The organism is Aequorivita antarctica (assembly GCF_007997155.1).
Lineage (GTDB): Bacteria > Bacteroidota > Bacteroidia > Flavobacteriales > Flavobacteriaceae > Aequorivita > Aequorivita antarctica.
Genome location: NZ_VORT01000004.1, coordinates 132,949 through 147,294, shown reverse-complemented (window position 1 = coordinate 147,294; position 14,346 = coordinate 132,949). Strand labels below are relative to the sequence as shown.

The following is a 14,346-nucleotide window of genomic DNA, read 5'->3' as shown; positions in this document are numbered from 1 at the left end:
AAAACAGAAACGAATTTTTAATTTCTATGTATTTTCATTTTATAAATATATCAAAAATCAAAGTTGAAAGTCTTCCCAAATAAACACAAACTTCTCGGTAAATCTTTAATAGCTATGTTTTCTTTACTAGATATATTTCATGTAGCACTTTAGCGGCTACCCTTTCGTTTGTTTTCCTTTTGTATATTTTCCAAATAGATAGAGTATGGTTTCATTTCAGTATTATTCTCTATTTCTATTTTGGATTTTTCCTTAATATGTTCTGGTGCTTCTATTTTGTTTAGGAAAATATTAATTCCTGTTACTGTTTGATTTCCTTTGTACTTCGTTTTTCGATAACTTATTTTGAAGTTGTTTTTTTTAATTATTTCAAGAATTATATTTAGAAGATGTCTAAAGTCAATAGGAGATGAAAAAGTTAAGTCATCTACATATCTTGTGTATGTTATATTATTAGCGTTACACAATTGGATTAATTCAAAATCTGTTTTGAGGAAAACCAAATTTGATATATGTGTACTAGTTGGTGTTCCTTGGGGAAGAGCATATTTCCAAGTAGTTAACTTTGTTAAAGAATTTGAAAAGTGATTTGAAAAGCCTAAACTCAAAAATGTTTCATTGACATGGCTATTGCTAATATTCGGATAAAAGTCTTGTAAGTCTGTAGTGAAAATGAATTTATTGCCTTTGTGAGGTTTAGCGTTGGTAATATTGCTTCTCTTTTTCACTCCCCCGTGTACTTCAATTGGTAATGAGATTGGAGCGAGAATATTCTTTTTTAGAGATTTTTGTATTGCCTTTAATTCCTTTGTAGAAGGATGAAGCGTTCTTTTCTTGACCGTTCCATCCTTATACTTTTTGACTTCTCCAGTTTTTTTGTCTTTTTTGATTTCAACCTTTTCGTAATAGAATTTATCAACATTAGAAATTACATCTGAGACTATTGTAGGCTTAAATCCTATTGTAGCACATAGTTTTTTGAATTCATTTTTTTTAAACTGCAAAGAATTCATTCACAAGAGATTTTATTGAAGGATCAATAATTTCAAAAGCCTCTCTCTTATTCTCTTCCACATCTTCTTTGTCGAGTGATAAAAAAAATAAAATAGGCAATGGAACATTCAGTTCAATACTTATTAATTTCAAAGTTGAAAGATTAGGTTCTCTTTGATTACTTTCTATTTGGGAAAGATAAGTTTGAGTAATACCACAAGCTAAAGCAAACTCGGTTTGAGTTTGCTTTTTTTGCTTTCTGATATTTTTTATAGTTATACCTAAATCCATTTTGTTTAGTGTGAAAAATTAAGGAGTGTTCGGATTGTTAATTTACATTGTACGTTCATAGCATCTGTTTTAAAGGAAAAATTTAGATAATAATTCGACGACTTTCACAATTTCCGTTAGGACTTGCTCATTCGTTCTACCCTTTTTCCTTTTAAGCACAGATAGAATTTCTAATGCTTCATTCAAGACATTTAAGTCTTCCTCCGAAAGAGAACACTGGCTCTTTCTAATAGTCTTAATACTTTGTATCAAACTATCAATGTTTCGATATTGTTTTAATCTAGACATATAAAAAAATTTAGTTACAGGTCAACATTATTGTTGGCCCTGCTCCTTCGCCTAAATCTTGCCTGTTACTAAATGTGTAAACAATGTTCTCTTACACTCACTTAAAATTCCCTGCTCCTTAAAATAAAGTAGCAATAGTTAACCGCAGTTAAAATCTCTCCTAACGTATCTGTTGATATCTAGGGCGAGGTATGTGTGCCGTTAAAATACCCAATTGGGTTGCCTTTTCAGGCTGTCAAGTGAACTCCATTTAGCAATTCGACTTCGAAACATCTTTTCAAAGAACTATTTATTGATACAAATATACATAAAATATAGCAGACAGTTAATAAAAAAACAGATTATATTTTTTTGAATATAGGGAATTATTTAAAAACTCTGAAAATCAGTTATGTTTTTTGATGAAGTTGTGTTTAAGTTACTGATAACTACTTCCTGTATGCCCAGTTTGGTGAGAGCTACAAGCACTGAAGTTTGATATGGCATGGACGCTAAATTTATAAAATAATTCAGCTTTTCACTTTACCGTTATTGAGTATACACAACTTATATAAAGTGTTTATTCCATTGTTCTTGGAGAGCTACAACTAGGAAACCTTATTAATAATTTTAGCGTGTTTTCAAACTTCAACAACTTCCACCTCACCCTCACCTGCCTGCGCTGACGCTTCGGCTGGCAGGAAAGCCTCCTTCAAAACAGCCTGCATAAGCATTTGAGCATTGGCCTCACTGCGTTCTATTTCTTGCCCTAAAACTTGGCATTTTTGGATTAAGCTTTCCACTTTTTCTACGATTGCTTTTTGTTCTTCGAGAGGAGGAAAGGCTATTAAAATATTATCCATTTTATTTTTAGCAAGTCCTTCTCTCCCTGCCCCAGTTTGGACTTCAAGAATCATATTTTGAAAATATGGAGAGCCAATTATTTTATGCAGATAATAGCCAGTTTCTAAAATAACAGATCTAATTATTGTTACGTGCTGATTAATATTTGCAGTGTCAAAATCCTTCGGAACGATACAACATCTTCCAATTGAACCGCCAGTAATATTTAGTAATAAATCTTCTGCTTGGACTTTTGTACCTTTCATTTTTTCATGAGTTGTTTTAGAAATGAAAACTATTCCATCATACCTTATACCTTCATCATAAATATTTTGTGACCTTAAAAACTTAATGCCATAATTAGGATAAGCAGCTCTACCTCCTTTTGGAGTACTTCCTGCTCCCGTTTTTGAACATAAATCCCCCAACCTACACCAAACCCAACCATCAGGTAATTCAAAAGGAATTTCTTCTTCGCCAATAGGTGGAAGAGTTTTTTCCTTTTTAATTTTCTTGTCTTTAACTAATTGTTCTTTCTCTGCCTTTATTCTTTTTAGCAATTCGATTGCAGCTTCTGTATCTGGTCCCGAAAGCTTTCGGGATGCTCGCCAATCTGCCGTTAACCTTCCTTGAATCGCTTCTTGAAGTATGGATTGTTTGAGTTGTGGTATTAATAATTTACGATTTTCTATATTTTCAAATAAAACACTTGAAAATTCTTCCAGTTTATCTAATTTAACTATTCCATCAATAAGGTCATTTGGCAGAGTATTAAATTCTTCGTTATTATTTGATTCTAACGAGTTAAAAAAAGAAACTATTGCTTTTTGTTCTTCAATCGGTGCAACAGGAATTGGAGTATCCAAAAACTGATTCATTGAAATACTTGGAGAATTAAATCCAGAAATCATTTCAAGAAAATAATCTTTGATAAATGGAGAAAGAAGCCAAGATTTTAAAAATTCATTCTGCAAATAGAAACTTTCGAAAACAGCAAAACCAGTTGAACCAATCATCAATTCTTTTTCCTTTTCAACAATAGCCATATTATTTAGATATGGTCTAACAAGCGAATAAAGAAAAAAATCCTTTTTTAAAATTCTTCTCGCTCTTGAAGATAATTCATCTACCTGACTAGTTTTAACTTCCTTTATTTTTAGGTTGTTGTTATCAATACAGGAAATATCCACATAGTTAACTAAGTCATTTGGTCTTAACTCTTTTTGAATATTTAGATTGTCTGTTAACTTGGTTACATCTTTAATAGTCAACCAAATCCAATTTTTAGGAATGTCAAATGGTATTTGATTTTTCGGTAATGTTGTTATGGGTTTTAATTTTTTTGATCCCTTATATTTTTCAGAACGAACGTTATTTAAATTATCAAAATTGATCTGTGCACTTTCATCTGACAATGGTTTGTTTTTTGAAAGCTTAGAAACTATAAATTGAAAATATTGACCTTTTTTCAAATTAGCTTCAGTGTTTTGTTTTTTCGAAGCTCTCATTAAAATGATTTTAGTATTTTTTCAATTCCTCTAATTATCTTTTCTTCATCTATCAAAGACTTATTCATTAGCTGTATAATTTCTTCAGAAGATTTCATCTCTTCTTCAACCTCAACGATAGGATTCTTAATATCCAAATCCCAATCTTTTAAATCCTTTACATTCACCTTCCAAGCAACATCACTTTCCTTTCTATCATTCCACCATTCAATAATAGGTTTAAACTCATTAAACTGAATAGGCTTAGTTTTAGAATACGATTTTTGTCCTTCGGGTAGTTTGTGTTCGTAATACCATATATCCTTGGTTTTACTTCCTTTTTCAAAAAACAATAAGTTGGTACTTACCGTAGCAGGAAAGAAGGTGCTTTGTGGTAAACGTATAATGGTATGTAAATTAGCATCGGTCAATAGTTTTTCTCTTATTCTTGCTTTTACGCCATCGCCTGTAATGGACCCATCGGGCAAAACAATAGCCCAACGTCCTCTTGGTTTTAATAGTTGCAACATCAATATAACAAACAAATCGGCAGATTCCTTGCATCGGTAGGTGGCTGGAAAGTTGGTTTCTACGCCATCGGCAATGCTTGCGCCAAAAGGTGGATTTGCCAAAATAACATCTACGCGGTCTTTTGCGCCAATGCTGTTGTATTCCTTTTTTAAACTATCCGTATAATGATAGTCGGGAACATCCATTTCGTGCAATATCAAATTTGTCAATCCCAATACATAAGCCACAGGTTTAAATTCCCAACCGGTAATGCTTTGCTGTAATATACGTTCGTCAGCTACTGTATGAACATAGTTTTCTCTTACGTGATCAATTGCTGCGGTTAAAAACCCTCCCGTACCTGCTGCTGGGTCTAAAACCTTTTCACCTAGTTTTGGGTCAATCACTTGGGTCATTAACTGCGTAACAGCTCTTGGCGTATAGTATTCGCCTTTGTTTCCTGCATCACGCAGTTCCACCAAAATACTTTCGTAGATATCTCCAAAAACATGTTTGTCTTCGGAATTATTAAAGTCAACTTCATTTAGTTTATTAATAACTTTCCGCATTTCATAACCTGACTTCATATAGTTGTTTGAACCTTCAAAAACCTCTTTTACAATAGCAGCCCTTTTTGGGTTGGTTATACTTGTCAAATCACGAAGTGTAGCAAACAAGCCTTTGTTGTCGTGTGCGTTGCTATCTATAAACTCTAAGAGTTCATCGCCTGTAATCCCTTCGATATCTGTAGCCCAGGATCTCCATTGAAATCTCTCCGGAATTACAGAAACATAATTGTCTTTTAGTATTTCTAATTCTTGATCTTTATCGTCAATAATTTTCAGAAACAACATCCATCCCAGTTGCTCCAATCGTTGGGCATCGCCAGAGATTCCTCTGTCTTGCCTCATTATATTTCTGATGCTGCTTATTACAGCGCCTACGTTTGCCATTTATGCTAATTTGTATAGTTCTTGTTCTAATTCTTTTAATGCTTCCATATACTGTGTTTTACCACCGAAGGCTTTTACTAACTCCATTGCAGTGCCTAATTTATTTAATGGATCGAGTTTTAATACCTCTGTGCTACCTATCGTAATTAAACCATCTTGGGCATATTTATCCAATAGGCTGTTTAACACCAATTGGGCTTGATCGCCATATTTGGTAAAATAGTTGCGTTTTTTCACATTTTCAGCCCTTTCCTTTCTTGTCAAGGGTTTTGATTCAAAAGCTACATGACATATCAAATCGAACGGATCAAACTCTTTCCCTACCTCTTCTTGTAACGCTTCAAAGAAGATGCCTTGTTCTTCCAATTCTCTTACAATGACTTTCTTCTTATCCGCATTGTTCCACGTGTTTAAGAAAGACTCTAAGGTTTTGTATTGTTTGGTAATGCTCTTTTTGGTGTAATCTTTTAATGATTCTGTAATGATTTTTCCATCCGAGCCTAAATACTGAACTCTTTCATTTACAATCTTCACTAGTACACCATCAACACGTATTTTAGCTCTTGGCTCTTCTGCAATATCACCGCCACCTTGAATTTCAGGATAATCAGGTGTTTCAGGAAATTCAACCTCTTCTCCATCTATGTCAATAATTGGATTGTCATCTGTTTCATCTTCTGTTCCTGATAGATCTTCATCTTCACTTACAACTTTTATCATTACTGGATCTCCATCAAAATCAGGGTCGGCAAAAAGATTGGTGACATTTCTAAAATCTATTATTGTAAAATAGGTCTTGCCATATTCTTCATTGATTCTAGTACCTCGGCCAATAATCTGTTTGAATTCGGTCATTGAACCAATATTGCTATCCAAAACAATTAATTTACAGGTTTGGGCATCAATACCAGTGGTCATTAATTTCGAGGTTGTGGCGATAACAGGATACGTTTCACTTGGATTGATAAAGTTGTCCAGCTCTCGTTTTCCTTCTTGATTGTCGCCAGTGATTTGCATTATGTATTTGTTGTTTTCCGCAAATAAATCAGCGTTTGCATTCACCAGAGCGGTTCGCATTCCTTCCGCGTGCTCTATGTCAATACAGAAAACAATACTTTTTGCAAAACGATCATAGCCTTTTAGAAATTCGGTGATTTTCGCAGCGACTACTTTTCGTCTTTCTTCTACAACAATATTTTTATCAAAATCTGTTCTATTGTAAATCCTATCTTCCACAGGATTGCCTTCCTTATCTAAAAATCCTTTCGGTGGTCGCCATCCTTCGGCATCTATGTCCAATGTTACTTTAACCACTTTGTAAGGCGCTAAAAACCCGTCGTCAATTCCCTGTTTTAAGGAATAGGTGTAAATCGGTTCTCCAAAGTATTCTGTACTAGAAACTTCTGTTGTTTCCTTTGGAGTGGCGGTTAAACCAATATGTGTTGCAGTATTAAAGTATTCTAATATTTCTCTCCATTTGCTATCTTCTTTCGCACTTCCTCTGTGGCATTCGTCAATAATCACCAAGTCGAAAAACTCACGACTAAATTGTTTATAAGCATCAGTACCATAACTGTCCGACAGACCTTGATAGAGTGCTAAATAAACATTGTAGGCAGTATCAATCTGCTTGTGTTTGATGATGGTCATAGCATCCTTAAAGTGCCTAAAATCTCCTCTTGCGGTTTGGTCGATTAATGCCGTACGATCTGCTAAAAACAAAATGCGCTTTTTTGCGCCACTTTTCCACAATCTATAAATGATCTGAAACGCAGTATATGTTTTTCCTGTTCCAGTTGCCATCACTAGAATGATTCGTTGCTGTTTCTTCGCAACTGCCTCAATAGTTCTGTTTACTGCATTTTGTTGATAGTATCGTGGCGAACAGCCAGAACCATCTTGAAAATAATCTTGGGAAATTATTTCTTGAACTTCCTCAGCTTCTATTCCCTTATATCTTTTGTACTTGGTCCATAATTCTTCGGGACTCGGAAATTCATCTAAAGTAATCTCTCTTTCTATTTCGCCATCGGTGGCTGTTTTGTCGTGAAAATAAAACCCATCTCCATTACTACTGAAGACAAAGGGAATATCTAAAGTATTTCCATATCCAAGTGCTTGTTGAATGCCACCTCTAACAGAGTGTTTATTGTCTTTTGCCTCAATTACCGCAATAGGAACATTGGGTTTATAAAACAGAATGTAATCTGCAAACTTTCGCTTTCCTCTTGCGGTCAGTTTACCTTTCACATAGATCCGACCGTCAGTGAAGAAAATCTCGCGACCTAGCTGCGTATGCTCATCCCATCCAGCCTTCAAGATGGCAGGAGTGATAAACTTTGCTTTTATGTCGGATTCTGATAAGTCTTTTTTCTTCATAGACAATTTGATTAACCTTCAAATATATATTAATGCCACTTCACTTCTTTGAGGGATTCCGTAAACGGGTGAAAGCCTTGTAAATTCCCTCAAATATACAGTTTATTTTAAGGGGATTTTAACAGTTTTCCTAAATCTGGAATTAAGAGAAATGAAAACTTGTCTGTATTATGCAACATTAAGAGATTAACGGGAAATAAATGAAAACATAATTAACTATATAATAATAAGGATATTTTAAAGAATCAAGAGCCCTTTCCCCTAGCAACAATTTTAAATCAAACCGCCAATTAATAATTAAGAGGAAAATGGTCGCAGAAAGAAATCTTAATCGGCATAAAAACACCGCTGGCTGACGGAATGGGTCAATCCAAAAAACTTAACAAAGTCTAATATTACAAAAAGAAAAAGTCATTCTTTTGAGGGATTCCTCAATAACGTTAAATTTTATTTCGGCATATTTGAATAATACTAATCTCTGAATAATGCTTCAGCTATAAAAGTTACAAATATGAAAGAATCGGGTCTCTGGTATTTACCAAATTCAGAAAATAAGATACCCGGTAAATTATTTCTGGAGGACAATAAAAGTACGATAACCCTACAATTATTTACTACTTCCTATTTGAGTGGTAACAAATTTGAGTTTGCAAATACAAAACGAGAAGATAATAATGTTGAGCTTATCTTGGGCGATACAAGTAATAGTCCCTTAGGCGACATAACTCTTTTTGCTTGCTCATTTTCAAAATTAGCACCCATAGGTGGGGATTTATACCAGTTGCATTACAGTGTTCAATTTGTTTTTAATTATGTTCATATCTTACAAAGAACTCATTTGAAGTTTAATCATATTGAAGTTTTATATCCAAATTCTGATAATTTCTACAACGGATGGAATAGTAGGAATTATGAAGAGGAGAATCCAAGAAATGAATATGTGAAAATTTCAAATACGTTTAGAATTGATGATGAACTGAGCATTGATATTGTTGACTCAAAAAGACATACATTTTCAATGAGCAAAAATTATGAAGTCAAGCACAGCAACCACCTTAAGTTCAACTATAATAAAACTGTTGATATTGATAGGATATATCAAGATTGTGTCACACTTCAAAAAATGATGGAGTTTTCTTCACGTAGGAAATTAGCCTTCATCATTAAAAGTGCGAAAATTGATTTTGAGAACATCAAGAATCATCATCAACACACAAATTTAATACTTCAAAAATCAGATGACGTAGAGAAAAATATGGGGCACACTTATATTTACAGTCGTCTTACCTTAAATCAAAAGCCATTTGAAAATCGACGTAAATTAAATCAAAACTGGTTACTTTTTAGTGGTTGGACAGAGTCTGAAGATTCTTTAAATAATTTTATGAAAAATTGGTTTCAAAACCAAAATTTACAACCTATATATGATTTTTATCTTGATACAATAGACTGGGGCAAGGATGGTGCTATTTCTAATGTTAATTTTAATAACCGTTATTTGAACTTGATACAAGGTTTAGAGGCCTATTATGATTACTTGAATCCAGAATACAAATATATAAACGAGACTTTCATAGCAGAAAGACAAAAGGTTTATAATGCCATAGAATCAAAGGAATTAAAACAATGGGTAGGCAATCACTTAAGATTCCCGAAACAGGCAAATTTGTCATATAAACTTAAATTTCTATGTGATAAATATTTAGATATTTTAATAAGTCTTAGAGCAAACAAGGCTTTAATTAAATCATACCCTTATAAGGCAAAAGAGTACAGACATAAACTTTCTCACGGTAAAATAAACAAGACCTTTCAAGGAGAAGACTTGAACTCATTATATGGATTTTCGCAGGCGCTACTTTGTATATGCATCTTGGATTCTATTGGTATGGAACATACCCAAATCGCAGACAGAATCGACTCTAATCCAGATATTAATAGACAAATTCCTAGATAAAATATATCCAAGTTATCCAAGATGATAAATCAATCCACTGAATATTATCAGCTGCATACAATGCAAACAATATTAGTAAGAAAGTAAGCACTACATATAAGCCTCCTATAACAATACGCAACAGGCAAATTTTAGTTTCAATCTTTTTAAAAGATGTTTTCCATAGAAAACCTGTAATAATTGAAATTGTCTATTTTGTAAATTTCTTGTGCTACAGAGTTCTTTAATCTCAAATGATTTTCAAAAGATTTTAGATAAAGTTTTTTTCGTATTCATTCTTGATAAGTTCTATGTTCTCACCATTTCGCTCTCTTATCCTATGACGTAAACAAACTGCAAAATCTGTTATTGCCCTAAAATAAGATAAATACATTTCATAGCTAACATTGATCTTTTCTCTTTGTGAAAATTTAAGCCAGGGACATTTCTCGATGAAAGAACTATCGACAACTCCATTTCGATGTAATAAAAGATTTCTAACTTGTGCCAACTCATTAATTTTTTCACAAGTTATATCTCTTGATTCCCAATCATACCCAAACGGTCTTAATATGGCTTCGAACCTTTTTATTCCATAACCTTTGCCACTTGAAACTTTAAATTCGTAATGACGATAAATTGAATCATATCTCATTGGCAAACTGAGGTCTGAAAATTTTCCTAATTTAATTTTCTTAAAAACATCTAATTCCTCAAAATCTGTGTGAATGATATTATTTATTACCAATTTCTTTACTAAAGCCTCTAAATTCGTGTATAATAAAATGGACCACTGCCCATGAATAAATGAAAAGTCATTCTCTAATTCAATTTGGGCAAAGTCTGCGGTAGTTTGTGCTGAATCCCTATCTAAACTATCAACTTCTGTATCGATTAAACTCGCGGCTTCATTTAAAACATCAAAAAGCTGTGGTAAATTTGAATTAAAAGTGATACAATTCTTAAACTGATTAAAGTAATTATAAAGGTTACGTATATCCGTACCAAATTCTTGATATGGTTCTAATTCCCAATTCGGTATTTCATTTTTTTTATCCATTTTTATTATAGTATTTCTTAATGTTGAGTTGGCTTTACATTTTATCTTTAAAGATAAAACCCCTCTAGAAAATCTTAATGTTTTTCTCAATTCATCCGTAAAAGACTATTTAGAAAGAGCGTTTTATTATTTCACTCTCCTTTGGCGGCGATCCTTTGAAACCGAAACTGTCATGCTTGGACCGTCAAAGACCCTGCTGAATAAAGTCTCCCGACTTTGAGCTCTCACCCCCTAAAAGCCCCCTCCATTATCTCAATCTCCCGTCTTTTAATACCAATTCCAATAGCAACTTGTTCCCAATCCTTAACCACAGTCCTCATCTCATTCAAAATATTTTCCATTTCAGCTTCATTCAATCGAAAATACGCCCCCACACTTTTCGCCAGTTCAAAATCTAAGGCATTATCTTCCATATCAATATTCAGGGATAAGCCATCCTTCTCTACAGACGGATTTAAATCATAAGCAGGTGATAATACCCAACCCTTTTCTTTAAGGATAAACCCGTGATTCCCTAAATGATCATCCGTATTAGAAATAGCAATATTAAATACTATACGGCGCCATAGTTGATGTAGATTGGCTTTTACATCAACTCCGTAATTCTCTATAAACTCAACAATTTCCAAATAACTGGGCGCGCTATCCTTGATAGAATCTTCAGTCTTCCCTGTCATTGTCATTGCCGAGGCAAAATGAACGCGTTTTCCGTTGTCCCTATCAAAACGTTTGGTCATAAAAGTGTGGTATTGGCCACTCACCTGCTCTATACAAGATTCCGCCATTTCAATCCCTGCGGCTATGGCAAGTTTATAAGCCAGAAATTCCCAAGCAGCTTTGTCTATCGTATCCGCTTTTGATGGAAACTTCGCAATCCATAGATTTTTATTGGCGTCCAGAATATTTGCTTTGGGTCGGGCCCCACCTAAAGAGGAACCAGGCGCAATCAAGACAGCCAGCCATTTTCTAATAGCATCACTTTGATCATCACCTTCCAATTGATTAACCGCTTCCTGAAGCTCCCCTAGCGAGGACCAAGGCGGTGTCGGACTTTGATCGTCATTGTCCAAAAAGGGACCGTTCAGTGTTGTTTTAAAGCGTAAAGCCCCCATCCTACTCTCATCATAGACCCCAAGAAGGTAATCTATTTCATACAGCTTCTTTGCCTTCTCTCCCCTAGTCCTAGCGTCTTGTGCCGCTCGACGTTTCATTAAAGTTTTCCCCCAAGTATCGGGCATACTGTCCAAAAAGATTCCGAAATTCTCTTTGTTGGTTGGGTATTGGGGCCCTGGATAGAATTCAATATCTGGATCTAGTAATCGTTGCGCATCAGTTTTCAACCAATCTTTATCATACTCAAAACTAAAAGCTTTTTTGCCCTTGGCAAAATGAGCGGAAAGGATTCCGACCAAAGTTGGATTCTCAAGTGCCGCCCAATCTGCAAACACGTATATGTCAAATTTTCCTTTCGCCATAATATTTATAATAGATCAAGATCTTGCAATTTTCTACCAAACGTATCATCTACCGCCAATTTAAGAAAATCATCCTGTAGGTTAAGTACTCTAAAAACATTAAAATATAATCCAAGGGCAACTGCTGGATCGCCTTTCTCGATTCGGTATAAAGTAGTCCTGTGAATCCCTGCTCGTTCCGAAACCTGTTCGGCGGTGAGTTTCCTTCTTTTACGTGCAAGCTTTATATTTTCTCCTATTTGTGCGAATATTTTTCGATACTTTGGAAGGACTATTGCTTTTTTAGAACTCATAATGATGCTTATTTACAACAAATATAGTTATTTTGTATTTAATAAGCAACATCTATAGTCTTGCTACTCAATCGAAAACATAGGTGAAAATTATTTTTGTTTCGTCCACAGAATTGCAAACGAAAAAAAATCATTACCTCAAGATTCTAACCTCAGGTCTTGTTTTAAAAATCACCATAGATTCAATAGATAATATCCAGTTTTCTAATTCGTCAAAATATTCATTTCTTAGAGGACTTGATAGCTCCTGAACGAGCTTTGGCAAGCTTTGGCTATATCTTTAAATTATGTAGTCCTCGTCATAATACCTGATAATTAAAGCAATAAACGAGAAGAATCTCATCTTCCTTAAAACTTCATCTTTCCATATTTATATTCCGCTCTATTACTGGCGCGAAGAATAAAAGTGTTTTTTGAAACTGGAATGAGGAATTGTGTGTTAAGTTCAAATTCTTCCTCTTTAGTAACACCAATACCTGCTGAAAGCAATGCCTCGCGGGACACTGTTTCGCCTGAAGCGGAAATGACTTCTTTAATGGGAAAGCGACGATTGAAAATAACATGAACTTTTGCCTTGTTCAAATCCATTGTTTCGTTGTAAAGCAAAACCAAATTGGAGCCATCAAGATAAAATAGCGTGGAGAGAAAATCGCCATTGTCATTTGTTGTATTGGGCTCTGCAGTATCAATAGTTTTTGACCACTCCAATTTCCCAGTATTTATATCAAGTTTGTTTATTACAAATCCATTATTCAAATAACTGTAATCATAACTGAAATCACCATCGGTCAAATTGCTGGATTTTGATTTTTTTTCAACATACATACGATCATAAATAGCCCATATTCCAGTACTATCAAAAAGAAAATCCTTTAGATTTAAGTTGGCAATTATTTTCTCAAAATCATTTCTTTGATTAAAGACCACCTTTCCCATACTATCTATTTTTAAGGCCAAGATACCATTAGCACCAACGCCGGAGTTTCTACCATTCATATCTATCTTCAGACCGAAGTTGCTTGATTTTTCATATGTCAAAATTGCTAAAAAGTAAAAATTGCTTTCGTGAAATTTCCCTTCAAATTGTGGGATTTGATAATCGTCCTGCTGTTTTAGGGAAATAGAGGAAACCGTGTTTTCGGCTGTGTTCCAAGTATATAAATTGAGGTAAGGCTTTTCCTTTTTCTCATCAACTTTTTTCACCAAAATTACCTGCCCTTCATTGGAAACATAGAGTGAGTGCTGTTTGTCGCGTTTGTCCTCAAATTCAAATTCCTGGGTTGTTTCCTTTAGAATTCCTGCTTTGTCATCCAATAGAAATAACTCCACTTTTTCATTGGATTTTTTGGCATACGGAAGCTCTTTTAAAACGGCAAAATATTGTTTATTATCACTTTGGGAGATCACGAACCTACCATCGTTCGTATCCATTTCCATTACTGTCTGTAGCTCGCCCAACTTTCCAGAATTGATGTCCACTTCCCGAAAAAGCAAGTTGTTCTTTTTGGTTTTTCGGTCATAATCTGTGTAGAAAAAGATAAATGCTGAACCTTCTTTTTGAAACATACTGTTAAAGGTCAAACTTGCCACGCCCATCATAGGCTGCTCTACAGATAAATCAATGCTTCCGCTTTTTTCCAAATCATTCAATGAAAACTGATCCACCGTTATTTTTTGGTTAAAAGTGCCTAAATCATATTTTGAAGAAATCCTATAAATCTTGTCCTCGGTCACTACATGAGTTATGTCTTTTTCTGTTTCATCGGCTCTCCCAAAGGGAAAACCCCAAGAAAAACTTTGTGCAGTGGCATTGAGTGAAATAAAAACTAAAGTAAAAAAAGTAAATACTTTCATCTGGT

Annotated in this window: 10 protein-coding genes; 1 reads left to right on the top strand and 9 read right to left on the bottom strand. The window is 34.3% G+C overall.

Translation table 11 applies throughout. The features are described 5' to 3' along the window. Positions 1–149: 149 nt before the first annotated feature. The 5 genes from ESU54_RS07170 to hsdR form a co-directional block, all read right to left on the bottom strand. On the bottom strand, positions 150–1,013 hold the full coding sequence (locus tag ESU54_RS07170; protein ID WP_111845890.1) for a reverse transcriptase family protein: 864 nt from the start codon (positions 1,011–1,013) through the stop codon (positions 150–152). Next, the gene (locus ESU54_RS07165) at positions 994–1,284 is read right to left on the bottom strand and encodes a helix-turn-helix domain-containing protein (RefSeq protein WP_111845891.1); all 291 of its coding nucleotides are present in this window, start codon (positions 1,282–1,284) and stop codon (positions 994–996) included. The genes ESU54_RS07170 and ESU54_RS07165 overlap by 20 nt, the downstream gene beginning before the upstream one ends. A gap of 908 nt (positions 1,285–2,192) precedes the next feature. Next, positions 2,193–3,902 carry a restriction endonuclease subunit S gene (locus ESU54_RS07160; protein ID WP_111845893.1) on the bottom strand — a complete coding sequence of 570 codons (1,710 nt, stop codon included), beginning with the start codon at positions 3,900–3,902 and terminating at the stop codon, positions 2,193–2,195. Beyond that, complete coding sequence (locus tag ESU54_RS07155; RefSeq protein WP_111845894.1) at positions 3,902–5,344, bottom strand: class I SAM-dependent DNA methyltransferase; 1,443 nt, start codon at positions 5,342–5,344, stop codon at positions 3,902–3,904. Before ESU54_RS07155 ends, ESU54_RS07160 begins: the two co-directional genes overlap by 1 nt. Further along, positions 5,345–7,723 carry an EcoAI/FtnUII family type I restriction enzme subunit R gene (gene hsdR / locus ESU54_RS07150; protein ID WP_111845895.1) on the bottom strand — a complete coding sequence of 793 codons (2,379 nt, stop codon included), beginning with the start codon at positions 7,721–7,723 and terminating at the stop codon, positions 5,345–5,347. Positions 7,724–8,234: 511 nt separating this feature from the next. On the opposite strand from hsdR, the gene ESU54_RS07145 reads away from it, so the two are divergent. Next, positions 8,235–9,680 carry an ApeA N-terminal domain 1-containing protein gene (locus ESU54_RS07145; protein WP_111845896.1) on the top strand — a complete coding sequence of 482 codons (1,446 nt, stop codon included), beginning with the start codon at positions 8,235–8,237 and terminating at the stop codon, positions 9,678–9,680. Positions 9,681–9,930: 250 nt separating this feature from the next. On the opposite strand, the gene ESU54_RS07140 is transcribed toward ESU54_RS07145, so the two are convergent. From ESU54_RS07140 to ESU54_RS07125, 4 genes are all read right to left on the bottom strand, one after another. After that, on the bottom strand, positions 9,931–10,719 hold the full coding sequence (locus ESU54_RS07140; protein ID WP_111845897.1) for a hypothetical protein: 789 nt from the start codon (positions 10,717–10,719) through the stop codon (positions 9,931–9,933). Between the two features lie 224 nt (positions 10,720–10,943). Next, a complete protein-coding gene (locus ESU54_RS07135) occupies positions 10,944–12,194 on the bottom strand; it encodes a type II toxin-antitoxin system HipA family toxin (RefSeq protein WP_111845898.1) in 1,251 nt (416 codons plus the stop codon). A gap of 5 nt (positions 12,195–12,199) precedes the next feature. After that, positions 12,200–12,487 (bottom strand): helix-turn-helix domain-containing protein, encoded by a 288-nt coding sequence (locus tag ESU54_RS07130; RefSeq protein WP_111845899.1) that lies wholly within the window; start codon positions 12,485–12,487, stop codon positions 12,200–12,202. 348 nt (positions 12,488–12,835) lie between these two features. Further along, complete coding sequence (locus tag ESU54_RS07125; RefSeq protein ID WP_111845900.1) at positions 12,836–14,341, bottom strand: hypothetical protein; 1,506 nt, start codon at positions 14,339–14,341, stop codon at positions 12,836–12,838. Between the last annotated feature and the right edge of the window lie 5 nt (positions 14,342–14,346).